Raw genomic sequence first — 24,383 nt, 5'->3', positions numbered from 1 at the left:
TGTGTGCCAAACTCCAAAATTCAATAATGATAAAACATACTAAAATTAACAATAGCTTAATATTCAGAACTTTATTTTACAAAAAAAGCTCCAAAATAATTTTTGGAGCTTTTCTGTTTTTATTGATTTGACTTATTGTCCGACCATTTTGTATAAAATATTCTGTTGTTGTTTCGCATAATTGGTATCAATTTCTGCTGCTACACCAATCATTTCGTCTAAATAATTAAACTGATTCATGATTTTTGCTTGATCAGCTGCGTCAACTTTTCCATCTGCAACAACTTCTTTATATAAGGTTTCGAATTTCTTCAAAACAGGATTATAAGCAGATTCAAAAACTTTCAGTGCTTTTTCTTTATCACCTCTTTCACCTAAAGCGGAAGCTTCGTTGTAGATTGACATCATCAAATCATTCTTAGCCGCGGCTAAATCTGAACCAATTGAATATCCTTTCCCTGAAGGCAACGACTCAAAGAAAGCTATTTTCGCATTTGCTTCTTTACGAACATGTGCAAACAATTCTTGCGCTTTATTATCCTCTCCAGCTTTTAAATAAATTCCGGCAATTCTACTTACTCCATAACCAATGTCGTATTTCGCTAAAGCAGGAATTTCTAGCATTACTTTATCTAAAACTGTAATCGCTTCTTTTTTGCGTCCAGCATTCAATAAATCATCTGCTAAACGAACTGCAGTATTTCTATAAGAAGATGTATAGTTACGCTCTGTCAAACTAAATGACGCATCAGGATTATTATATCCAGACCATTTGTAAGAATTGAATGTTCTTAACAACATATCATTATCAGAAGCTCCAATTATTCCTCCTTTACCAAAAGGCGTATAAATAGGAACTAATTTATAACTCATTCCAGCATTCAATAAATAATCATTCATGTAGAATGTATTTTCTGGATCAGAAATTCCTCCACCACTAAAGTAAATAGGACGATCCCAATTGTATTTCGCCATCATTGACAACAACAATAAATTGTTTTTGAACAAACTTGACGCTTTGATATTAATTGTGATTGAATCAACCATTTTATCGGCATCTTTTGCACTTACAATTCCGTATTTTAGCGCGTTTGCTTTATTTACAGGAACAACAATTTTAGAAACAGGTAAATAATTTGCTCCACCAATTGGATAACCAAAATAATCTGCTAAAGCTTGTTTCTCTGGTGATTTATTATCTAAAATAAAATCCATCGCTTCTTTAGCGGTCATACTATCTGTTGTGATATATTTTTGCAAAGGTTTTAAACTTTTATAAACTGACATCACTTGGTTTGGATCAATTTCAGGATCAGATAAATATTGACCAACTTGCTCGATTGGCATTTGACTTAACGTTTCTAATGTTTGATTAGACCCTGGTTTGATGAAACCATTTATTTGATCAAAAATATTTTTAATAGAACCTCCAACAACAAAAATTTGATCGTTAGTTCCAGATTGATAATCTTTCGGTTTCAAATCACTTGGAAGTGGTGCTGCATTGTACGTTCTGCGTAATAATTGCTCTAAATTCCATGGAGAAGCAGCCAACGTTAAATTCGCAATTTTTACATCATCACGGAAATTTTCGGTTTCTTGTAATCCCCAAAGTGGATAAGTATCATTGTCTCCATAGACAAAAAGAATAGCGTTTTTATCAAGCGGATTCAGATAATTGTAAGCCAAAGAATAAGCTACAGAACGCTCTGAACGATCGTGATCGTCCCAGTTTTGAGCTCCCATTAAAATTGGAATACCAGCTAAAATAACAGTCGTTCCAATTGCTAAAGACGGTTTCAATTCTTTCTTCATAAATTTTTGAAGTAATAAATAAACTCCTTGCACACCCAATCCTGCCCAAATCGCAAATGCATAGAAACAGCTTACCAATGCATAATCACGTTCACGAGGCTCGAAAGGTTTTACAGATGTATAAAAGATGATTCCGACACTTGTTAAAATAAACAATGACAACAATGACCACCAGTTGACAAAATTTCTGTTTAATTGTGTAAATAATCCGATTAAACCTAAGAATAATGGTAACATGAAATACACATTTGTTCCATCATTTCTATATTCATCTGGTAATTTTGATTGATCTCCTAAACGTGGATTATCAATAAATGGAATTCCTGAAATCCAGTTACCTTTTGTAATCTCGAAATTACCTTCTAAATCGTTTTGACGACCAGAGAAATTCCACATAAAGTAACGGATAAACATATAGTTGATTTGGTAATCAATAAAGTAATTAAATTGTTCACCAAATGTAGGTGGTTCGATATCTAAAATCTCACCATATTTCTTAAGTTCTGCAACTTTTAATTGTCTGTTTTGACGTTTCTCTACTAATTGCGCGTACATTTGTTGCGCTTCTTTATCCCCCGCATATTGTGCATTCAAAGAGAATTTTGGAAAAGCATAAACTGCTGCATAATTCTCCATTACACCTGGGTCTGGACTGAACATTTTAGGGAAAAACTTTACATATTTATCTTCGTATGTATAATCTAAACGATCCGAAACTTTCAAATATTTTCCTGTACGTTTATCCTTAATATATTCAGAACTACGAACTGTACTTTCTGGTGCTCCGTTAGTATCACGCTTGATTCCGTCACTTGCAATATGAGCCGTAAAAACTGGTCCGTACATCACAGGCCAAGAACCATATTGTTCACGATTAAAATAATCTAAAACACCCAAAGCTGTATCAGGATCATTCAAATTCATATGAGGATTTGCATTGGCACGAATCGGAATAACTAACCAACATGAGAAACCAATCAACATAAAAATCACACACCACGAAATTGTATTCAATAAAGCTGAACCATATTTCTGCGTTAATTTAATTGCAAAATAGAAAACTGCGATTAAAATAATAGCGGCGATAATTGTCCCAGAATTGAAAGGCATCCCCAAATTATTGACTACATAAATCTCTGTTCTACCAAAGAATGTCATTACAACTGGGAATATTATTTTGAATACAAAAGCTAAAATAATCAATGTAATAACATTTGCGATTAAGAAACTTTTGATTGTAAATCTATATTTTCGAGCATAGTATACAAAACAAACTGCTGGAATTGCTAACATTGCCATTAAGTGAACACCAACCGATAAACCAATCACCAACGAAATAATTACTAACCATTTGTTTCCTCTAGGTGTATCAGCGACTTGATCCCATCTTGTAATCAGCCAAAATAATAACGCTGTAAAGAAAGATGCCATTGCATAAACTTCTCCCTCTACCGCAGAAAACCAGAATGTATCGCTAAACATAAAAATTGCAGCTCCAACTAACCCACTTCCTAATGTTATAATTTTTTGAGAAGCATTTAGTTCAATCGCATCAACATTCATAGGATCTTGTGTTTTTGCAAACATTTTTCGAGCAAAATATGTAATTGTCCAAAACAAAAACATAATTGTTCCTGCGCTATATAAGGCAGATGTACTGTTGATTAATATGGCATATTTGCTTCCGTCACCAAAAGCTAAACCAGACCAAACAGCTCCCATTATTTGGAACAAAGCTGCTCCTGGCGCATGCGTAACTCCCAATTTTGCTGATGATACAATGTACTCACCACAATCCCACAAACTCAGGTAACGTTCCATCGACGCCAAATACAATATTGTCGCTATCAAGAACATCGCAACACCCAAGATGTTGTTCCACTTTTTGAAATTTATATCCATTTTGTTTTAATAAACTATCTTGCGAAAATAAGATAAAAAATTGATATAGCTTAGGATTGAAATGATTAAATTCTGATTAGAATCTCATCTAAACAATATAGATTTATCGAATATTTTAAAATTAATTTTAAAGTTTCTAATCGATTCATTTACATATTAACAAAACATCAAATCCTTCAAAATTAAGATACATTTTCTCAAATAGTTTTGATTCTAAACTTTTTTCATCTAAATTTGCAATGCAAAAAGCAATGCCTTTAACAGACAAAATTCTACAAACGGGCTTCACTTTTGACGATGTGTTATTAGTGCCTGCCTACTCAGAGATATTACCGAACCAAGTATCTCTACAAACAAGATTCACAGACAATATTACCCTTAACATTCCGATAGTTTCTGCTGCAATGGATACTGTATCCGAAGCAAGATTAGCGATTGCATTAGCGCGTGAAGGAGGTTTATCCTTCGTTCACAAAAATATGTCAATCGAAGAACAAGCGAATGAAATTGATATGGTAAAACGTTCGGAAAACGGAATGATTTCTGATCCAATTACTTTATCTCGTCATCACAAGTTACAAGACGCTGTAAACTTAATGGAGAAATACAAAATCTCTGGTTTACCAGTTGTTGAGGAAGATAGAACATTGGTTGGAATTATTACAAATCGTGATATTCGTTACCAAGAAAACTTCGATCAATTGGTAGAAGACGTGATGACAAAAGAAAATATCGTAACTTCTGATATTGATACTGACCTTAAGAAAGCAAAAGAAATTCTTTCTCGTTACCGCATCGAAAAATTACCAATCGTTGACGAAAACAATAAATTAATCGGATTAATTACGATAAAAGATATTGACAATTTAACTGAATTCCCTAATGCATGTAAAGATACAAAAGGTCGTTTACGTGTTGGTGCAGGAGTTGGAGTTGGTGCTGATACATTAGAACGCGTTCAAGCTTTAGTAAACAAAGGTGTTGATATCGTAGCGTTAGATTCAGCTCACGGACATTCTGCTGGAGTTATTAGTAAAGTTGCTGAAGTTAGAAATGCTTTCCCTGAATTAGATATCGTGGGTGGAAATATTGTAACTGCTGAAGCAGCAAAAGCTTTGATTGATGCTGGAGCAAATGCTTTAAAAGTTGGTGTTGGACCAGGTTCTATCTGTACAACTCGTGTTGTAGCTGGTGTTGGTGTACCTCAACTTTCTGCTATTCATGATGTACATTCTTATGCAAAAACAAGAAACGTTTCAATTATTGGAGATGGTGGTATCAAATTATCAGGAGATATTGTAAAAGCAGTTGCTGCTGGTGCAAACTTGGTCATGTTAGGAAGTTTATTTGCAGGAACAGATGAAGCGCCAGGAGAAGAAATTATTTTCCAAGGTCGGAAATTCAAAGCATATCAAGGAATGGGTTCTTTAGCTGCAATGAAACGCGGTTCTAAAGATCGTTATTTCCAAGCTGATGCGAAAAAATTAGTTCCAGAAGGAATTGAAGGTCGTGTTCCTCACAAAGGTTCTATTGCAGAAGTTGTTTACCAATTATGTGGTGGTTTACGAGCTGGAATGGGATACTGCGGAACTCCAACTATTCAAGATTTAATTGATAACGGTAAATTCGTTAAAATTACAGGTGCTGGTTTACACGAATCTCACCCACATGATGTTGTCATTACAAAAGAGGCTCCTAATTATTCGAATTAAGAATTTATCAATATACTCAAACAAAATAGCAAGCCAACTGGCTTGTTATTTTGTTTTTAAAACGATATATCCTGTTTTAAGTGTCTCTTTATCATCTTTTATTATAAACCAATAAGTCCCTGTTGGCAATATAAAATTATTATGTTTACCGTTCCAAGGCAAAATATCATTTACGATTCCATTCGCAACTATTTTACCATATCTATCAAAAATCTGAATTTTAGCATTTTTATAAAAATCTTTATTTCTCAAACTCCAAGTGTCATTAATTCCATCACCATTTGGTGATAAAAAATTGAAGCCGTTTGCAATATCAAAAGGTATAGGTCCAAAAACACAACCTAATTTAGTTTTATACCAAATACTAATTAAATCTGCTGTTTGATTGAAAAATGTACCACTATTCTGAAAAGTAATGCCATCTAAAGAATAACTATCAATATTAGCATTTGGAAAAGGAATTATCGTAATACTATTAGAAGTTGCAGTTACTTTTTCTATACGCGATCTTTCTTTCTCCGGAATCACATTAATTTTGAGACTTGATTTACAACCCAAATCATTATCAAAATAGACAATCCACTCTCCCAAGGCATCAACTTTCACTTCTTTTTTAGTTGATTTTAAATCTCCATTAAAATACCATTCGTAATTAGATTGATTATCTGGACCATTAACCACAAAAGGAGTTCCACAAAACTCAAATTCAGTTTTATCCATTTGAGTGGAATAATCTTTTAATTTTAGCTCTATTACAGAATACGATACACATTGCTTTGAAAAATCTTTAAACGATATTTTCAAATAAACTTTATGCTCCTCTGTTGGATGAATCAGATAATTTCTCCAATCAGATTCTTGGATTAGATTCTTATCCAAAGTCATATCCAGTTGAGTTTTATAAAGACTAAATACTAAAATTCGTTCATCTGTAGGTACATTTATAAATGCTTCAATTAAAGAAATTTTGGTTAAATCATACTTTTCATAATTTGCTTCTATACAACCAAAAATAGATTCGCCGTTTAATCCAGGTGGGGTTCTATTCCTATTGTAAATGACTTGAACTGGAAAAGTTTCTATCGGATTATGTAACGTATTCTCTATAAATTTAAAATAAAATATCTTCCTTTCTTTATCTCCATCATCTATTGTAAAAATCCTTTTCACTCTAGGATATTCTATTGTAAAATTAGAATTTTTATAAACACGCCCGTTGTGTGTATATTTTATAGGATCTAAAGTTGGGTTTTGTCTATAAAATTCCGCTTGAATTTCATCTAGATCTGTAGGTGTTTCTATGATTAAATCATTATTAAAATTATAACCTAAACATTTATTAATTTCTACCTTTCTTATAGTCGATTGACCTAAAACAGTACATAGTATATTAAAACAACTTATAAAAAAAACAAACCTTATACCTTTCATAAACATTATCTTCTAGTGAAATTACGATTTTTTTTTCATAAAAAAACAGCTACTTCAGTAGAAGTAGCTGTAAAGTATTAAGAAAAATGTGATACTATTATTTAGCAAAAAATAATTTAGAATCAATTTCATCACCATTGCTTAATTTAGATGAAGCATCTTTATAATTCGCTCCATTTAACGATGGTTGTGTAATTGGATAACGTACACGTGCTGGCAAGTCTTTAGCAACAACATTACCTGACATTAATGGAGTAAATGTATAAGTAGCTCCATTATTATCTTTTGCTGTTTGACCTGGTAATAATAAAATTCCTCCATTTGGATAACCTGTTCTACGGTATTCATTCCAAGCTTCAGCTCCTTGCATGTATAATGCAATATATTTCTGCGTAATAACGTTTTCTTGATTTGCAGCTGGTAATGCATTTACATAAGCTGTAGCTTTAGTTGCATCAACACCCCATTTATCCATAGAGGCTTGTACACCTGCTTTATAATGAGTTGCATCCCATCCATTAATTTCTGATAAGATAAACTCTACTTCAGCATATTCCATTAATACTTCAGCAAAAGTAGGCGTCATTACATACTTAGAAGTAAATGAAAGTTTAGCTGTTTCATTATTTAGTGATAACATTGTATCTGGAAGACCATAAGGCATACCTTGATACTTAGTTAAATCATTTGTATCAGAATAAGAAGCAGGATAAACCTCAGATTTCTTAAGACCAATTGGAGCAGCAAAAACTTGTAAACGAGGGTCAACACCAAAGTTTTTAGTTGATTCTCCTTTTAATAAATTAATAAATTGTTTATTCGTTGCAAAATCTGTACGCATACTTCCTGTAAAGAAAGTTGCCCAAAATGGAGAACCTTCTGCAGCAGAACTTCCAAAAGATTGCATTGCATTGTCTACATTAGATGTAAATACTCCTTTTGCTATTGCATCAGTAATGTGTGCGTTCGCTGAAGGCAATTTAGCTTTTACACGGTTAGCTATTCTTAAACGTAATGAGTTTGCAAATTTCTTCCAATGAACTATTGGATTAGCTTTAGTTTTCTCTTTATCTCCATAAATATTATCTCCAGCTAAAAATCCTGATTCAGCAACGTTCAATTGTTCAGAAGCTTCTTTTAATTCTTTTAAAAGATCTTCATAAATTACTTCCTGAGATACATATTTTGGCGTAGCGAAATCATCAATTTGTAATGCTTGAAAATCTGCATTTTTATTACCATAAGACCAATATGGCACATCTCCAAAACTAGTAACCAATTGATCAAATGTATAAGCTAACATAATTCTAGAGATTGCAATTTGATTATTCAAATCTCCATATTGCTCCATTTGAGCAGATGTTTCAGAAGAAGTACACTTATCGATAATATCTTTAAAATTCGATGCTGATCTAAATAAAGAGTTCCAACCTCCTGAAGTTTGTGTATCACGATACTGATATTTATCTTCTTCTGTGTAGTTAATTTGTGCAGTATATTGCATCCAAGGCAATGTCATACGAGCAGACCACCAACCATCACGTGATGTTTGCATTAAGTATCTTGTAGCTCCATTAAAAATTGTATAAGTTGGTACAATTTCAGGGCTATTCGGATTTTCATTAAGTTCTGCCAATCCAGTATCACAAGAAGTAAACATAGCTGTAGAACCTAATAAAGTAGCCATTAACAAATATTTTCCTATATTTTTTTTCATAACTCTTTAAAATTAAAATTGTAATTTAAGATTCATACCAAATGATCTTGTTGAAGGTAAAGACCCTCCTTCTAATCCTTGTACATTTCCTGAACCTCCTGTAGCAACTTCTGGATCAAAATTCTTATTATCTAACCCCCATGTAGCTAGATTTCTTCCAAATGCAGATACAACTACATTAGAAAATGGTCCAGCCCATTTTTTAGGGAAAGTATATGATAAAGTAACCTCTCTTAATTTGATGTAATCAGAATCAAATACGTTTTGAGATGTTGGTCCTGAATAATAATTTCCAAAATATGAAGATGCATCAACAACTTTTGTATTTTCTGCTGTATTTGTTACTGTATAAGTTCCATCTCCATTTGATTTTACTGAACCAGTAACACCCTGAGAAATTACACCGTTTTCACGCACTCCATTTGCTGCTGTTTCTTCTAACATACCTGAGTACATACCCCACATATTTGTTAAAGCAAAGTATTTACCTCCTTTTTGCACATCTACTAACGCAGATAAAGAAACACCTTTGTAAGTAAATGTGTTACGGAATCCCATGTTATAGTCAGGTAAAACAGAACCTAAATTCTTAACGCCAGAAGATAAATACAATCCGTTAGCCCCAACTACTTTATTACCTTGATCATCATAAATAAAGTCAGTTCCACGGATTTGACCATATTTAGAACCTAACATTGCATAAACCCCAGCTTTAAATGGTGCTTGAGCTAATGTAATAGATTGTAAGTCTCCGTATAATTCTACAATTTTGTTATCATTTTTTGCAAAGTTCCATGCAAAATCCCAAGAAAATTCTTCAGTTTGGATTGGTGTAATCTTCACCATTGCTTCAATACCTTTATTTTCCATTACCCCAGCATTATACCATTTAGCAGTAAACCCAGTTTCAGCAGGAGTTGTATTTTGTACAATTAAGTCGTTTGTTTTTTGTTGATAATAAGTAACATCAAATCCGAAACGATTTTTAAAGAATTGCATTTCTAAACCAACCTCCCAAGAATCTACCATCTCAGGTTTCAAATTTTTATTTGCTTTAGCTAATGGTAATAAATAATAAGGATCTCCTAAATTTGTAGTTCCTGTAAACGTAGAATTAGCATATGTATCAATTAAATTGAAAGGATCTGTATCATTTGCTACACGAGACCAACCTCCACGAATTTTACCAAATGTTAACCAATCTTGTTTAATCAAGTTTGAGAAAACAAACGCTCCAGATACTGAAGGATAAAAATACGAGTTATTTGCTTCTGGTAAAGTAGATGACCAGTCATTACGAGCTGTTACATCTAAATAGAATACATCATAGAATCCAAAAGAAGCACCTGCAAATACAGAATTTACTCTTTTCTTAGATCTATAATTAGATACAGTTGGTGATGCCATTGAGTTAGACAACGAATATAAATTTGGAACAACTAATCCTCCTGAAGTAGCTGCATTTACATTAGATCTTGTCTCATGACGTCTATTAACCCCTGCGAAAGCATTCACACTAAAATCAGTCCATTTCTTTTCATAGTTTAAACGCCCTTCGTAGTTCATCTCTGTAAATTGACGAGTATATAAACTATATCCTGATGTCGCTTGAGATCCTACTGCAACTCTTTCTTGAATTTGTAAGTTATAATGATCTCCATAAACAGCTCCAGTTGCATACAACCCTGGTAAGATGTCATATCTTAATTTTACGTTTCCATAAAAACGATCACGTCTATCGTCAGAAGTATTCTCATTAATAATCCAATATGGGTTATCAGAATATAATGGTGTGGCATTATTCCAAGCAGTTCTGTTCCAAGATAATTGTTCTCCTTTACTGTTTTTATAATTTTTTAAAGCAGCAAAATCTAACGAACGTTGTCCCCATTGATAGAACTTCTGAATAACTGAATTATCTCCATATCCAAACTCAGGACGATTAAATCCATCTGTTCTCACATAATTCATATCTCCAGAAACCTGAAATTTATCTCCAAATTTGTTATCAATCCCTAAATTAAGAGTTGTTCTTTTTAATGATGAATTAGGAATAATACCTGATTGATTAATGTTAGATATTGCTAATTTTGCATTCGTATTTTCATAAGATTTTGAAAAACTAGCAGAATTAGTATAAGTAATACCTGTATTATAGAATGAATCTACGTCATGAGCTGGAGCTTTCCATTCCCTTGCAACCATATAGTTTGTTGGATCTTCAGGATTAAATGCATTCCAATGAAGAACCATTTGACCATTATATTTTGGCCCCCAAGATTCATCCATTTGATACTCTACAATATTATATTGTTTTCCATCTACTGTAATTTTACTAAACGTATCCTTAGATCCACCTCCATAAGATTTTTGAAGCTTAGGACTAATTGCTACTTGATCAAATGAAACCCCCGTGTTAATAGTTATTTCATCACGACCTTTTTTACCTTTTTTAGTCGTAATCATAATTACACCATTAGCACCACGAGACCCATATAAAGCAGATGCTGGACCACCTTTCAATACGTTGATTGATTCAACATCATCAGGGTTCATATCAAAAGCCCCATCTCCATAATCGCGACCTCCACTACCACTTGAAGCACCAGAACCATTAACGTTGTTGTTACTCATTGGTATACCATCGATAACTATCAATGGTCTATTTTCTCCAGTAATAGAACGTAACCCTCTAAGAACAATACGAGTAGACCCTCCTAAGTTACCAGAGTTGTTAGAGATTGACAAACCTGCAACATTTCCTGATAAGGAATTTAAAGGGTTGCTCCCTCTTGCAGCAGAAATCACATCTCCTTTAACTTCTTGCGAAGCATATCCTAATGATTTTTTTTCACGTGTAATACCTAATGCGGTTACTACAGCCCCTTCTAACTCTACTGTATCAGAAGCTTTAAGAGTTACTTTATATTCTGAACCAGCACCAACTGAAAAAGTTTGAGTTGGTAATCCCATTGCTTCTACTGTTACTAAATCTCCTTGTTTAGCTTCAATACTAAACACCCCATTTTCGTCAGTGTAAGCTTCTTTTCCTGATGTTGTTTTTACAACAGCATCAGCTACTGGAAGTCCATCAGAGTCTGTTACAGTTCCTGTAACAGTCTTTTCTTGCGCATATAATGAAGTTCCTAAAAGAATACCTCCTAATACAAACAAGTTTTTTAAATTTCTCCTCATCTGTTAAAACATTTTTAAAACTTTCATAAACTTAAGATTTCTATAACATTTACAAAACTTTTTTATGCTAAATTTTGATAACTTTGTTAAAAATATAAAAAATTGTACAAAGTTTTATCAAATCACGAATATGAAATAGGTTGCGATGAAGCAGGAAGAGGATGTTTAAGTGGTCCGGTTGTAGCAGCAGCCGTTATTTTGGGAAATGATTTTGAAAATGAAATTATTAATGATTCAAAACAATTATCTGAAAAGAAAAGAAATTCGTTGAGAACATTTATAGAAGAAAATGCTAAATATTGGGCAATTGGAATTGTTTGGCCAAATGAAATTGACGAAATAAATATCTTAAACGCTAGTTTTTTGGCTATGCATCGAGCAATAGATCAATTAGATTGTCCGAAAGATTTGATTGTTGTTGATGGAAATCGTTTTAATAAATATCATGATGTCTCACACGAGTGTATTATAAAAGGTGATTCAAAATATATGAATATTGCGGCAGCATCTATTTTAGCAAAAACGTATCGTGATGAATATATGGAAAAAATCCACGAAGAATTTCCAATGTACGATTGGAAAAAAAATAAAGGTTATCCAACAAAAGCTCATCGCTTAGCAATAAAAGAATATGGAGCTACTCCTTATCATAGAATGACATTTAAATTATTACCAGATCAATTAAGCTTAGATTTATAGAAAATAAAAATGAGAGCATTATATAATGCTCTCGTTTTATATATAATATTATATAACGTTATTCTAAATCCTCACAACATCTGGAACTAATATCTCATACTTCCCTCCGTTTCGCATGACATCACGAACAATACTTGAACTGATGTAAGCTTTACCAGAAGATGTTAATAAAAAGATTGTTTCGATATTATGATTTGTAATTGCTCGGTTTGTGTGCGCAATCGCTTTCTCAAATTCGAAATCGGCTGGATTACGAAGTCCACGTAAAATAAATTGTGCATTTACTTTATCACAAAAATCTACAGTCAGACCTTTATAAGCAATCACTTCTACATTTTCGAATTTCGCAACCGAATCTTCAATAAACTTAATTCTTTGCTCCAAAGAAAACATATAATTCTTCGATGAATTTGTTCCAATAGCAACAATAATTTTGTCAAATAAAGGAACTGCACGCTCTATAATATCTAAATGTCCTAAAGTAATTGGATCAAAAGACCCAGGAAATACGGCTACTCTATCCATGCTGAAGGTCTATTTAAAGCAAATTCTATTTCACTATCCATCAAATCTTCCAATGCAATTCCTGCATGAGCAGCTTGCTGAGGAAAAATACTTGCAGGAGAAAAACCTGGCAACGTATTCATTTCAATAAAATGCGGTTCTCCATTTACAATAATATATTCTGAACGAGAAAATCCAGACATATTAATACATTTATATGCTTTAGCTGCAATTTCTCTTACTCTTGCTTCAACTTCTGGCGTTAAACGAGCTGGCGTAATTTCGTCAGACAAACCGTTATATTTTGCATCATAATCAAAGAATTCTGTGTGCGAAACAATTTCCGTAATTCCCAACACCATTGTTTCTCCTTTGTAATTTAAAACTCCAACCGAAACCTCTGTTCCATCTAAGAAAGATTCGATCAAAACTTCTTTATCTTCAAGAAAAGCTTTTTGCATTGCTGCCTCAAATTCATCTTCTTTATGAACTTTAGAAATTCCTAAACTTGATCCTGAACGATTTGGCTTTACGAAACAAGGTAAACCAACTTGATTGATAATTTCTTTTGCAGAATATTGATCACCTTGATTAATATAAATTGATTTCGCATGTGGAATTCCATATTTACTCAATACTGCGATACAATCTTTTTTATTAAATGTTAAGGCAGATTGATAAAAAGGACATCCATTGTATGGCAAATCAATCATTTCAAAATACGCTTGCAAATAACCATCTTCTCCTGGCGTACCATGAATTGTATTAAAAACGACATCAAACGTAATTTTTTCTCCATTCTTTTCAAATGAGAAATCACCTTTATTGATTGGATATTTTTCGCCATCAATTTCGGCAAACCAACCTTCTTTTAAGATTCGAACCCTTGTTCTGTCGTACTTTTCTGGATTTAGACTTGAGTAAATTAACTCGCAACTTTTCAACGAAATCACGCTTTCATCCGTATATCCACCTGCTACAACTGCTACTCTTAACATGTTTAATTTAAAATTTATTCAAATATAGAACTTTGACATCAATCATAAATATTATTTTTAAACTATATTTGTGCGACAATTTATCATTTCAATGAAAGGAGTAAAATCAATCATTCAAGTTTTGCTGAATGTAGCTATTGTAATAGCGCTATCATTTGGGCTTTACCATTTTATTTTTAACGTTTGGTTAGATTCGTATACAAATCACAATGAATTTGTTGAAGTTCCGGATTTATCTAAAATGAATATTACTGATGCTACAGCTAAGTTAGAAGAGCTTGGTTTGACATACGAAGTAGATAGTTCTCGTTTTGATCCAAATACGAAACCTTTTGCAATTATGGATTTTTATCCTGCAGCAGAATCGCGTGTAAAAGAAGGTCGTCGTATTTTTATTAAATCAAATCCGAAAACATATCGCCCTGTTGAATTGCCAGATTTAATTGGAAAATCAAAACGTTTGGCTTTTACACAATTAGAAATTTCTGGTCTTAAAATCGGAAAAATCATTTACGAACCAGATTTAGCAAAAGATGCAGTTCTTAAAATATTATACAACGGAAAAATTGTAAAAGCAGGCGAACAATTACCTCGTTTTGCGACAGTTGATTTGGTATTAGGACGCGGAATGTTATCTGGTGTTAGAATGCCTAATTTGGTTAATTTAACATTGACAGAAGCTAAAAAATCAATCAAAGATAATTTCTTCGAGATTGGTCAAATCAAATTTATTGGAGCTTCTCATGACACAATCAACGCAAGAGTTGTTTATCAGTTCCCATTTGCTACGGATACTTACGATCAAGGTCAACCAATTGATATTTGGTTATCAACAGAGCCTCGCGATAAAATTAGAACGCAGTTAAAAGAATTAGATATTCAGTACAAAAACTTTGGAGAAGATACAATTAGTGGTTCTCAATACAAAGATATTATAACACAAAAAGCTGAAGAACAAATCAAAGATTTACAAAATCAGCAACAACAAAATAATCAGCCAACAGAGCAACAAAAGCCAACAGAAGCGCCTAAAGCTCCGGAAGAGGTTATTATAGAATAGAAAGAGAATAAATGACAGAAGATTTAGAAGATTTCTTACAAGAGGAAGACGACAATAAATTATACGAGCATTTTTCAATAACGGTTGACAAAGGTCAATCGTTATTGCGTATAGATAAGTTCTTAATGGTTAGAATTGAGAACGCGACAAGAAATAAAATTCAACAAGCAGCCGATAACGGAAACATTTTAGTGAACAATGAATCTGTAAAATCGAATTACAAAGTAAAGCCTGGAGATTTTATTCAGATTATGTTAGAAACTCCTCCACGTGAGAATGAAGTTATAGCAGAAAATATTCCGATCAAAATTATTTACGAAGACGATCAAGTTGTCGTAATTGATAAAGAACCTGGAATGGTTGTGCATCCTGGACATGGAAATTACACAGGAACTTTGGTTAATGCCTTAAAGTTTCATTTTGATAATTTACCATCAATGTCAGATCAAATGGAGCGTCCTGGTTTGGTGCATCGTATCGATAAAGACACAAGCGGACTTTTGGTTATTGCGAAGACAGAAGTTGCGATGACAAGTTTAGCAGAACAATTTGCAGCTCACACAACAGACCGTTTGTACAATGCATTGGTTTGGGGAGTTTTGGCAGAACAAGAAGGAACAATTACAGGACATATTGGTCGACACTTAAAAGATCGTATGCAAATGGCTGTTTTTCCTGATGGAGATCAAGGGAAACATGCGGTGACACATTATAAAGTAATGGAAAATTTTTCTTACGTTACGTTGGTCGAATGTAAATTAGAAACAGGTCGTACACATCAAATTCGTGCGCATTTCAAACATTTGGGACATCCATTATTCAATGATGCTCGTTATGGTGGAGATCGCATTTTGAAAGGAACAACATTCAACAAATACAAACAGTTTGTTGACAATTGTTTCGCAGCTTGTCCTCGCCAAGCTTTACACGCACGCACATTAGGATTTGATCATCCTACAACAGGAGAACGTATGTATTTCGAATCTCCGATGCCTGCTGATATGATAGATATTTTAGAACGTTGGAGAAATTATTCTGTAAACTCTGTTCATGCAACAGAACCTGATGAAAAAATTGATCGCAACGCAAAAGAAATGGAATAGATTTATTTTTAATTATAAAGCACTTCGACGGAAGTGCTTATCTATTTCTATATAAAAACTTACACGATTTTAATCAATGAATTTTTCAGAATTAAATATAATTGAACCAATTTTAAAAGCAATTGAAGAGGCTGGATATACAGAACCAACCGAAATTCAAGAGCAATCTATTCCTTTAGTTTTAGAAGGAAATGATATTATTGGTTGCGCGCAAACAGGAACAGGAAAAACGGCATCTTTTGCGATTCCTATTCTACAAAATTTAACAAATTCTCCGAGTAAAGGAAGAAAAATTAGAACATTAATTTTAACACCCACGCGTGAATTAGCTATTCAAATCAACGAAAGTTTCAAATTATATGGCAAAAATTTACCGTTAAAACATTTGGCTATTTTTGGAGGTGTTAATCAAAATCCACAAATCGGTGCTATCAAAAATGGTGTTGATATTTTAATTGCAACACCTGGTCGTTTGTTAGATTTGATTGGACAAGGACATTTAAAAATTAATCAAATAGAGATTTTTGTTTTAGATGAAGCCGATCGTATGTTGGATATGGGATTTGTTCACGAAATCAAAAAGATTTTAGAGATCATTCCAAAAGAAAGACAATCACTTTTCTTTTCGGCAACAATGCCAAAAAACATTCGAAAATTTTCTCATTCAGTTCTTCGTCGTCCAAAAGAAGTCAGCGTAACACCTGTTTCTTCGACTGCCGAAACGGTTGAGCAATTTGTTTATCATGTTGACAAAGACATGAAAGTAAAACTTTTGGTTAGCATTTTAAATGAACATCCAGAAGATCGTACTTTGATTTTTACACGTACAAAACACGGCGCAAATCGTTTGGTAAGACATTTGGAAAAAGCAGGAATTCCAGCTGCTGCAATTCATGGTGATAAATCTCAGAATGCTAGACAACGTGCTTTAAATGATTTCAAAGAAGAAAAATTAAAAGTATTAATTGCCACTGATATTGCTGCTCGTGGAATCGACATTGATCAATTACCTTATGTAATCAATTACGAATTACCGAATGTTCCTGAAACCTATGTACACCGAATTGGGCGTACTGGTCGTGCGGGACGCGAAGGAAAAGCAATTTCTTTATGTGCAGCTGACGAAAGAGGAGATTTGGCAAATATTGAGAAATTAATTGGTAATTATGTGACGGTGATTAAAACACCAAAAGAATTTTATAAATTACCTGACGCGAATAGCAACAATAATAATTTCAAGAAAAATAATACAGGTTTTAAACCCAAAAAAGATACAAAACCAAAAAACCCTCATCGAGGAAGAAGAAAATAGAACAAAAAAATCACTTCATTTCGAAGTGATTTTTTTATACTTTTCATAGATGAGTTGAAATTATTTATCTTCAGCATATTTATCTACAATCATGCTCAATGCACCATCAGTTGTAATGTTACACGCAGTTCCAAAACTATCCTGTAATGCAAAAATAGTCAAGATTAAAGCGACTCCAGCTTCATCAAATCCTAAAACATTTGATATTAATCCTAACGAAGCAACAACTGTTCCTCCCGGAACTCCTGGTGCACCAACAGCAAAAACGCCTAAAAGCAAGACAAAAGTTACCATTGTTCCAACATCTGGAATATGACCATATAAAACTTGTGAAACCGTCATCACAAAGAAAACTTCGGTCAAAACCGAGCCACATAAGTGTGTATTCGAAAAAAATGGAATCGTAAAATTAGAAATTGTTGGTTTAATCACTTTACTCTCATTTACAGCTTTTACCGCAACTCCCAAAGAAGCCGCCGAAGACATTGTTCCAACTGCCGTTAAATAAACAGGTGGATAATATTTTAAGAGTTTGAATGGATTTGTTTTATGATAAAATCCTGCGATTGTATACATTAATGTCATCCAAATAAAATGACCGACAATAACAATCAAAATTACTTTTAAGAAAACAGGTAATTGCTTTTCAATAGAGCCTTCGTAACTTAAAATTGCGAAATTCGCAGCAATAAAAAAAGGCAAAATCGGAATCAAAACTTTGTTTACCAAAAGAACTACAATGTCTTTGAATTGGTCAAAAATCTTTTCTAATTCCTTCGCTTTTGTAATCAAAATTCCCATTCCCAACATCAACGAAATAACCAGCGCTGTCATAACCGAAAATATTGGCGGAATATCTAATTGAAATAAAATTTTTGGAACTTCTCGCAACGAATCAACTGAAGTTGGAATGGATAAATTTGGAATGATTTGATAACCTGCTATCATCGAAAACAACCCCGCTCCTATCGAAGATAAATAGGCAATTAACAATGAAAAACCTACGATTTTAGCTGAACCTTCGCTTAATTTCGTAATTGAAGAAACTATAAAACCGATTATAATTAACGGAACCAAAAAGAAGATTAATTGTCCTGTAAAATATTTTAAGGATAAAACAATTTGAATTGTATTTTCGTTCAGATAATTTCCTAAAACCAAACCGGCAATCACACCCAAAAGCAATCGAAATAATGTATTGCTCGCAATCTTTTTTAACATTTGACACAAAATTTGCGACAAATATAAACTCTATTAATTTAATAGACTAAATGTGTTTTAAAAAATATTTTAAATCTTTGAAATTATATGAATTAAAAAAAGTTCAAAATAAAAAGAACATTGTCACTCTGAGCCTGTCGAAGAGTCTTTTCTATTTTTTGATAATAAAGGTAAATCTTCAAATCTATTATTAATTAAAGCTTCTTTTTTAGCTCTACTCCAACCTTTCAATTTCTTCTCAAAAATTATTGCATAGTTTACGTCTAAAAATTCTTGATTAAAAACTAGTTCAACTGGTCTTCTCGAAAAAGTATAACTCATAGAATCTATTCCATCGTTATGCTCATTAATTCTTTTTTGGAGATTATTTGTCACCCCTACATAATACGAATTGTCAGAACATTTTATAATGTAGACATAATATATTTTTCTCATAAACTAAGCTTTATTCTTCGACATGCTCAGAATGACCGCAGTATTATTTATAATCTTTTTATGTCACTCTGAGCTTGTCGATGAGTCATTATTTTAACACTCCTCTCTCACAAACTGAATTGCCAAATTAAGTGCATTATTGGAAACAATTTTGATAAAATCTTCTCGATCTAAATAGGGATAAAAATATTTTTTATTCCATGTTGAATGACCATTTGTAACCGAAATCCAAGCCGTTCCAACTTCTTTTCCGTCTTCGCCTTTGTTTGGGCCAGCAACACCAGTTGTAGAAATGCTAATTTCCGTTTTTAATTGATTTCGAACACCTTTTGCCATTTGTTCAGCAACTTGTTCCGAAACAACTGTAAATTCATCAATATTAGATTGATTGACGTTTAGCAAATTTACTTTTACCGAAGTGTCGTACGAAACAATTGTTCCGAAATAATAAGCAGAACTTCCCGAAACAGACGTGATCAAACTTGCTATATTTCCTCCAGTACAACTTTCTGCTGTAGAAATTGTCAATCTTTTTTCTTGTAAAATATCACCCAAAACTTGTTGCGCACTTCCAGAATTTTCTGAAATTAGATAATCACCAGCAATTAATTTGAATTGATTGATTTGATATTGAACTTCATTTTGTAAAAATTCTTTATTCGTTCCAAATGCAGAAAATCGTAAATCAATCGATGTTCGGTTTGGTAAATATGCCAAATGAATAAATTCGGGCAAATTATTCTCCCAATTTTCAACCAAGAGAGCCAAGTCACTTTCTGGAATTCCACTGACCAAAATATCACGATGAACAATAGTTTCTGATTGAAATTGGTTTTGTAATCTCGGAATAATTTCATCACGCATCAAACCTTTCATTTCAAAAGGAACACCTGGCAAATTGATGATAATTTTATCGTTAATTGTAGTCCAAAGACATGGCGCCGTTCCATATTTGTTCTGAATAAAAGTAGATTTTTCTGGAATTAAAGCTTGATCTTGATTCAGACTATTTAATTCTTTTGTGTAACCTCTTGCTTGAAATAATTGAACAATATTCTCTAAAATTTTAGGTTCTTGAATTAATTCACAATCTAAAAATTGACACAAAGCTGCTTTGGTTTTATCATCTTTTGTCGGTCCTAAACCTCCTGTTACAATTACAATATCTGATTTAGAAATTCCTCGTTCGAAAGCTTCAATAATATGACTCATTTCGTCTTGAACAGAAATAATTTCTTCCACTTCAACCCCGATCGTATTCAATTGTTTGGCGATAAATGCCGAATTTGTATCGACAATTTGTCCGATAAGAATTTCATCACCAATTGTGAGTAATGTCGCTTTAATTTTCATACACAAAAAAACTTGCTTAAAGTTAAGCAAGTTTCGGATTTTTATCTATTTTTTATCAATACCATTTCCTTGAGATTGTTCATATAATTCGTCTCGTTTTCGGTTTATTTCTTTCATTATCACGTAAAACTCTTCATTCGTAACTTTTTGTCCTTTTGTTGGTTTTACAATTTTTGCTTTTTTTAAAGTATTAATTTTAAGTGCATTTATCTTAATTATTCTATCACCTTTTTCGTAGGTTTCGTGAATCAACTCTTCTAAAACCAATCCATCAACTCCTTTGTAAATATCAATGTTATAATTCTTTTTAAATTCTGGCGCATACCAAATCGTAAACTTAACATTATCTTTCGAATAAGTAGCTTCTCTTGCTTCGTACCCTAAAATAATTTTTGTATTTCCAGTGTCTTTAAAGTCTAATGTTTTAAAATTATTTTCGATCAAAAACTTTTTTCCATATAAATCTCTTTCTTCTAAATACGAACCTTTTTCAAAATCGTAATAACTAAAATTGGTATTCAAATTAGGAGGTACCATAATAAATCTTGCAATTTCACCTTGTCCATTATTTACTTTTTTGATGTAATTAACATTGCCTTCTTTTTCATTGAAAATAAATTTAAAATACTCTTTAGGCGGATTAGCATTTCCTTCAATAATTTTGTTTCGTTCACTTACACTTGGCTCTGTTTTCATTAACTCTTCAAGACCTTTTTCATTGTTAATATAACTTACAAATGTTTCGTATTCTACCTCATAAAATTGTGCACTTGCAATGTTTGAAATCAGAATGATTAGTGCGATTATTTTTTTCATATTAGTCCTTTTTTTCTATTCCTTGATTGTTAGCGTCATTTCTTTTTTTATCAAGGTCATCCCAAATTTTATCTAATTCATCGCTCGAAAGTCTATTTCCTTTTGTCGGAACAATAAATTTGAATTTAGGTTTTTCTTTGATGGAATTTGCTTTATAAACTCCAAAATATTTCCCCATTTCATCCTCATAAGAAATTTCAAGATCAAGAACTAAACCGCCTGGACTTTTGAAATTAATAAGCATCAAATCTGTTTTAATTTCTGGAACAAACCAAGCTACAAATATTCTGTCATTAAAATTTGCTGTTGCTTTTTGTACTTTATATCCGAGAATATTTTTTGTTTCATTTGATAATTTCCAATCAAGATTATTTATTTTATCGTAAACAATATATTTTTTTCCATAAACATCTTGTTGCATCAACGTTTCTTGTTTTGCATGATTGAAATAAGTTGTTCCAAAATACATATATGGTGCACTTTTCTTTATAAAAACAATCTGTCCTTGCCCATTCTGAACTTTTGGTAATTCAATTACATTTGCTTCATCATTATTGAAAATAAATTTAAAATCTAAAGCAGGAGGATTTTCATTCTGATCAATATTTTGTTTTCTTACTTCAGGATCAGAAATCTCTTTATAAAAATCTAAACCTTTTTCATTGTATTTTACTTTAATCTGAGTCTCATATTCTACCTCATAAAATTGAGCATTTGTATAGCTTGAAATTAAAATGATTAGTGCGATTAGTTTCTTCATATTTAGTGATTAAGATTTAAATATAACAAAAAAGAGACACAATAACTTGTGTCTCTTTAAAATATGATAATAAATCTATTTATAAAATATGTTTCTCTGCGTGATAAGAAGAACGAACCAAGGGTCCAGATTCTACATGACGGAATCCTAATCCACGTGCAAAATCTTCATATTTATTGAATTGTTCTGGTGTGATAAACTCTTTCAAAGGTAAATGTTTTTTCGTTGGTTGTAAATATTGACCAATTGTAATAACATCTACATTTGCATCAGCAACTTCCTGAATTGTTTCGAAAACTTCGTCTTCAAACTCACCCAAACCAAGCATAATCCCTGTCTTTGTACGACGTTGACCTGCTTCTTTTGCATAACGTAAAACTTCTAACGAACGATCATATTTTGCTTGAATACGAACTTCGCGCGTTAAACGACGAACCGTTTCCATATTATGAGAAAGCACTTCTGGAGCAGCTTCTACAATACGATCGATGTGTTTTTCGATTCCTTGAAAATCTGGAATCAATGTTTCCATCGTCGTTCCTGGGCTAATTCTACGAACAGCATGTATTGTTTCTGCCCAAATAATCGATCCCATATCTTTTAAATCATCACGGTCAACAGAAGTTAAAACCGCATGTTTTATTTGCATTAATTTGATAGAACGCGCAACTTTTTCTGGTTCTGCCCAATCCACTTGCTCTGGACGACCAGTTTTTACACCACAAAAACCGCATGAACGCGTACATACATTTCCCAAAATCATAAATGTTGCAGTTCCTTCACCCCAACATTCGCCCATATTAGGACAGCTTCCACTTTGGCAAATGGTGTTCAATTTATATTTATCTACTAAACCTCTTAATTCGCGATGTTTTTTCCCCGTAGGCAATTTTACACGTAACCATTCAGGTTTTTTTACTCTTCCATCTGGTAATAGCTCAACACTCATACATTACTTTTCTGATTGGCTAATTTACAATTATTTTTTCTAAAACAGATTCAATTGTTTCGATTCTAATTCCAACAAAAATTGTTTGCGTTTCTTTCCGCCAGCATATCCAGTTAACGAACCATCTGAGCCAATTACGCGATGACAAGGCACTACAATTGCAATTTTGTTTTTCCCATTCGCATTTGCAACTGCTCGTATCGCTAATAAATCTCCAACAGCTATCGATTGTTCTTTGTATGATCTTGTTTCTCCAAATGGAATTTTGATTAATTCGTTCCAAACTTTTTTCTGGAAATCTGTTCCAATCAAATCAAGTGGAATGCTAAATTCTTTTAAATTTCCCTTAAAATAATCGTTCAATTCATTTTCTAAACGATTCAAAACTTCATCATCTTTTTCCAAAATTTCACCCAAGTTTTCTATTTCTTTGAGGTGTTTTTCAGTCGATTTTCCATCAAAAAACTCTAACATACAAAGTCCTTTTTCCGACTTTATTGCAAGCATTTCTCCAAGAGGTGTTTGAATTTTTTTTGAGCGAAACATTTTATAAAATTTTAGTTGAAAGTTAGAAAAATATAGTCGTAATTTGGTATCAAATTTGTTGTTAAAAATATCATAAAATTAATTTATGAAAAAATCTATTTTCGCGAGTATTTTCGCATCTTTCATTATATTCTCTTGTCAATCAAAAGGTGTTCAACAAGAACAAAAAAATACAGATTCTTTCAAAGAAATTACAGAAGCTGTAAAAAAAGAACACAATTCTATGAATTCGTTGGATTGGGCTGGGAAATATGAAGGAATTTTACCTTGTGCCGATTGCGAAGGAATAAAATATATTGTTGAATTGAAAAAAGATGGTAACTTTTTTATTGAGCAAGAATATTTAGGAAAAGAAACAGTTTATCAAGACGAAGGATTTTATAAATGGGATGCTTCTGGAAATGTTTTACATTTAAATTCGAATATAAGTCCATTAGTGTTGAAAGTTGAAGAAAACAGATTGAAAGTTTTGGATCAACAAGGAAAAGAAATTACAGGAAATTTGACAGATAAATACATCTTGAAAAAGACTAAATAATAAAAAATAAAAGGCAATCTCGATTACGGATTGCCTTCTATTTTTGAAATTATTTTAGTTCAATAAATGATCTTCTGTCAATTTTTCAAAAACTTTAATTACACCAATTACTTGAATTTCTTCTTGTAAATATTCTTCAAAAGTAAAATAGTTGTAAGCTTCAATTTCATTTGTTGGTTTTATTTCTTCGTTCAAATCGTACAGAAAACAATCTTGTTCCATCAAAAGATTCTGTTCTCCATATGCTTCAGCTGTAATATGACAATAAAAATTGAGCTCTTCTCTTACTAAATCCAAACTCAATTCTTCTTTTATTT

Annotated in this window: 19 protein-coding genes and 1 pseudogene; 6 read left to right on the top strand and 14 right to left on the bottom strand. The window is 32.5% G+C overall.

Features of this window, described 5'->3' with window-relative positions:
• Positions 1 to 132 precede the first annotated feature (132 nt).
• Entirely contained in the window at positions 133 to 3,717 is a 3,585-nt protein-coding gene (locus tag B4L98_RS09560; RefSeq protein WP_291078115.1) for a DUF2723 domain-containing protein, read from the bottom strand.
• Between the two features lie 251 nt (positions 3,718 to 3,968).
• On the opposite strand from B4L98_RS09560, the gene guaB reads away from it, so the two are divergent.
• Positions 3,969 to 5,429, top strand: coding sequence for an IMP dehydrogenase (guaB, locus tag B4L98_RS09555; protein ID WP_291064171.1), 1,461 nt, complete (start codon positions 3,969 to 3,971; stop codon positions 5,427 to 5,429).
• 45 nt (positions 5,430 to 5,474) lie between these two features.
• Here the strand turns inward: guaB and B4L98_RS09550 are convergent, their stop codons facing one another.
• From B4L98_RS09550 to B4L98_RS09540, 3 genes are all read right to left on the bottom strand, one after another.
• Positions 5,475 to 6,860: a T9SS type B sorting domain-containing protein gene (locus B4L98_RS09550; RefSeq protein ID WP_291078113.1), complete on the bottom strand. Its 1,386-nt coding sequence runs from the start codon at positions 6,858 to 6,860 to the stop codon at positions 5,475 to 5,477.
• A 97-nt stretch (positions 6,861 to 6,957) separates the two neighbouring features.
• Positions 6,958 to 8,577 carry a SusD/RagB family nutrient-binding outer membrane lipoprotein gene (locus B4L98_RS09545; RefSeq protein WP_291078111.1) on the bottom strand — a complete coding sequence of 540 codons (1,620 nt, stop codon included), beginning with the start codon at positions 8,575 to 8,577 and terminating at the stop codon, positions 6,958 to 6,960.
• A 12-nt stretch (positions 8,578 to 8,589) separates the two neighbouring features.
• Positions 8,590 to 11,772, bottom strand: a complete 3,183-nt coding sequence (locus B4L98_RS09540) for a SusC/RagA family TonB-linked outer membrane protein (RefSeq protein WP_286494710.1) — start codon at positions 11,770 to 11,772, stop codon at positions 8,590 to 8,592.
• A 102-nt stretch (positions 11,773 to 11,874) separates the two neighbouring features.
• Between B4L98_RS09540 and B4L98_RS09535 the strand changes: the two genes are divergently transcribed.
• On the top strand, positions 11,875 to 12,471 hold the full coding sequence (locus tag B4L98_RS09535; RefSeq protein WP_286494711.1) for a ribonuclease HII: 597 nt from the start codon (positions 11,875 to 11,877) through the stop codon (positions 12,469 to 12,471).
• Between the two features lie 63 nt (positions 12,472 to 12,534).
• Here the strand turns inward: B4L98_RS09535 and coaD are convergent, their stop codons facing one another.
• Positions 12,535 to 12,996, bottom strand: a complete 462-nt coding sequence (coaD, locus tag B4L98_RS09530; protein ID WP_280050987.1) for a pantetheine-phosphate adenylyltransferase — start codon at positions 12,994 to 12,996, stop codon at positions 12,535 to 12,537.
• Entirely contained in the window at positions 12,984 to 13,973 is a 990-nt protein-coding gene (locus B4L98_RS09525) for a D-alanine--D-alanine ligase (RefSeq protein ID WP_286477434.1), read from the bottom strand. Before B4L98_RS09525 ends, coaD begins: the two co-directional genes overlap by 13 nt.
• 91 nt (positions 13,974 to 14,064) lie before the next feature.
• Here B4L98_RS09525 and B4L98_RS09520 point away from each other — a divergent pair, with 91 nt between their 5' ends.
• The 3 genes from B4L98_RS09520 to B4L98_RS09510 all read left to right on the top strand — a co-directional run bounded on the left by B4L98_RS09520 (position 14,065) and on the right by B4L98_RS09510 (position 17,448).
• Positions 14,065 to 15,033, top strand: coding sequence for a PASTA domain-containing protein (locus tag B4L98_RS09520; protein ID WP_286477435.1), 969 nt, complete (start codon positions 14,065 to 14,067; stop codon positions 15,031 to 15,033).
• Between the two features lie 11 nt (positions 15,034 to 15,044).
• Positions 15,045 to 16,136 carry an RluA family pseudouridine synthase gene (locus B4L98_RS09515; protein ID WP_291078107.1) on the top strand — a complete coding sequence of 364 codons (1,092 nt, stop codon included), beginning with the start codon at positions 15,045 to 15,047 and terminating at the stop codon, positions 16,134 to 16,136.
• A 76-nt stretch (positions 16,137 to 16,212) separates the two neighbouring features.
• The gene (locus B4L98_RS09510; protein WP_291078105.1) at positions 16,213 to 17,448 is read left to right on the top strand and encodes a DEAD/DEAH box helicase; all 1,236 of its coding nucleotides are present in this window, start codon (positions 16,213 to 16,215) and stop codon (positions 17,446 to 17,448) included.
• Positions 17,449 to 17,508: 60 nt separating this feature from the next.
• On the opposite strand, the gene B4L98_RS09505 is transcribed toward B4L98_RS09510, so the two are convergent.
• The 7 genes from B4L98_RS09505 to B4L98_RS09475 all read right to left on the bottom strand — a co-directional run bounded on the left by B4L98_RS09505 (position 17,509) and on the right by B4L98_RS09475 (position 23,528).
• Positions 17,509 to 18,669: a dicarboxylate/amino acid:cation symporter gene (locus B4L98_RS09505; protein ID WP_291078103.1), complete on the bottom strand. Its 1,161-nt coding sequence runs from the start codon at positions 18,667 to 18,669 to the stop codon at positions 17,509 to 17,511.
• 123 nt (positions 18,670 to 18,792) lie between these two features.
• Entirely contained in the window at positions 18,793 to 19,104 is a 312-nt protein-coding gene (locus B4L98_RS09500) for a GIY-YIG nuclease family protein (protein ID WP_038331876.1), read from the bottom strand.
• Positions 19,105 to 19,197: 93 nt separating this feature from the next.
• On the bottom strand, positions 19,198 to 20,457 hold the full coding sequence (locus tag B4L98_RS09495; protein WP_291078101.1) for a CinA family nicotinamide mononucleotide deamidase-related protein: 1,260 nt from the start codon (positions 20,455 to 20,457) through the stop codon (positions 19,198 to 19,200).
• Between the two features lie 45 nt (positions 20,458 to 20,502).
• Positions 20,503 to 21,273, bottom strand: a complete 771-nt coding sequence (locus B4L98_RS09490) for a GLPGLI family protein (RefSeq protein ID WP_291078099.1) — start codon at positions 21,271 to 21,273, stop codon at positions 20,503 to 20,505.
• A gap of 1 nt (position 21,274) precedes the next feature.
• Positions 21,275 to 22,033, bottom strand: coding sequence for a GLPGLI family protein (locus B4L98_RS09485; RefSeq protein ID WP_291078097.1), 759 nt, complete (start codon positions 22,031 to 22,033; stop codon positions 21,275 to 21,277).
• Positions 22,034 to 22,112: 79 nt separating this feature from the next.
• Positions 22,113 to 22,982, bottom strand: a complete 870-nt coding sequence (gene lipA / locus B4L98_RS09480; RefSeq protein WP_291078095.1) for a lipoyl synthase — start codon at positions 22,980 to 22,982, stop codon at positions 22,113 to 22,115.
• 39 nt (positions 22,983 to 23,021) lie between these two features.
• On the bottom strand, positions 23,022 to 23,528 hold the full coding sequence (locus B4L98_RS09475; protein ID WP_291078093.1) for a methylated-DNA--[protein]-cysteine S-methyltransferase: 507 nt from the start codon (positions 23,526 to 23,528) through the stop codon (positions 23,022 to 23,024).
• Between the two features lie 85 nt (positions 23,529 to 23,613).
• Here B4L98_RS09475 and B4L98_RS09470 point away from each other — a divergent pair, with 85 nt between their 5' ends.
• A complete protein-coding gene (locus tag B4L98_RS09470) occupies positions 23,614 to 24,066 on the top strand; it encodes a copper resistance protein NlpE (RefSeq protein ID WP_291060541.1) in 453 nt (150 codons plus the stop codon).
• Positions 24,067 to 24,120: 54 nt separating this feature from the next.
• Here B4L98_RS09470 and B4L98_RS09465 read toward each other — a convergent pair.
• Positions 24,121 to 24,383: pseudogene (locus tag B4L98_RS09465) on the bottom strand (DNA mismatch repair protein MutT); the annotation flags it as partial.

The sequence above is a fragment of the Empedobacter sp. UBA5528 genome, assembly GCF_002426075.1.
Classification (GTDB): Bacteria; Bacteroidota; Bacteroidia; order Flavobacteriales; family Weeksellaceae; genus Empedobacter; species Empedobacter falsenii_B.
This window is presented reverse-complemented; position numbering and strand designations above follow the sequence as displayed.

Coding starts and splice junctions, on each gene's coding strand:
- B4L98_RS09560 (WP_291078115.1), bottom strand. CDS start 3,717: ATGGATATAAATTTCAAAAAGTGGAACAACATCTTGGGTGTTGCGATG.
- guaB (WP_291064171.1), top strand. CDS start 3,969: ATGCCTTTAACAGACAAAATTCTACAAACGGGCTTCACTTTTGACGAT.
- B4L98_RS09550 (WP_291078113.1), bottom strand. CDS start 6,860: ATGAAAGGTATAAGGTTTGTTTTTTTTATAAGTTGTTTTAATATACTA.
- B4L98_RS09545 (WP_291078111.1), bottom strand. CDS start 8,577: ATGAAAAAAAATATAGGAAAATATTTGTTAATGGCTACTTTATTAGGT.
- B4L98_RS09540 (WP_286494710.1), bottom strand. CDS start 11,772: ATGAGGAGAAATTTAAAAAACTTGTTTGTATTAGGAGGTATTCTTTTA.
- coaD (WP_280050987.1), bottom strand. CDS start 12,996: ATGGATAGAGTAGCCGTATTTCCTGGGTCTTTTGATCCAATTACTTTA.
- B4L98_RS09525 (WP_286477434.1), bottom strand. CDS start 13,973: ATGTTAAGAGTAGCAGTTGTAGCAGGTGGATATACGGATGAAAGCGTG.
- B4L98_RS09520 (WP_286477435.1), top strand. CDS start 14,065: ATGAAAGGAGTAAAATCAATCATTCAAGTTTTGCTGAATGTAGCTATT.
- B4L98_RS09515 (WP_291078107.1), top strand. CDS start 15,045: ATGACAGAAGATTTAGAAGATTTCTTACAAGAGGAAGACGACAATAAA.
- B4L98_RS09510 (WP_291078105.1), top strand. CDS start 16,213: ATGAATTTTTCAGAATTAAATATAATTGAACCAATTTTAAAAGCAATT.
- B4L98_RS09505 (WP_291078103.1), bottom strand. CDS start 18,669: ATGTTAAAAAAGATTGCGAGCAATACATTATTTCGATTGCTTTTGGGT.
- B4L98_RS09500 (WP_038331876.1), bottom strand. CDS start 19,104: ATGAGAAAAATATATTATGTCTACATTATAAAATGTTCTGACAATTCG.
- B4L98_RS09495 (WP_291078101.1), bottom strand. CDS start 20,457: ATGAAAATTAAAGCGACATTACTCACAATTGGTGATGAAATTCTTATC.
- B4L98_RS09490 (WP_291078099.1), bottom strand. CDS start 21,273: ATGAAAAAAATAATCGCACTAATCATTCTGATTTCAAACATTGCAAGT.
- B4L98_RS09485 (WP_291078097.1), bottom strand. CDS start 22,033: ATGAAGAAACTAATCGCACTAATCATTTTAATTTCAAGCTATACAAAT.
- lipA (WP_291078095.1), bottom strand. CDS start 22,982: ATGAGTGTTGAGCTATTACCAGATGGAAGAGTAAAAAAACCTGAATGG.
- B4L98_RS09475 (WP_291078093.1), bottom strand. CDS start 23,528: ATGTTTCGCTCAAAAAAAATTCAAACACCTCTTGGAGAAATGCTTGCA.
- B4L98_RS09470 (WP_291060541.1), top strand. CDS start 23,614: ATGAAAAAATCTATTTTCGCGAGTATTTTCGCATCTTTCATTATATTC.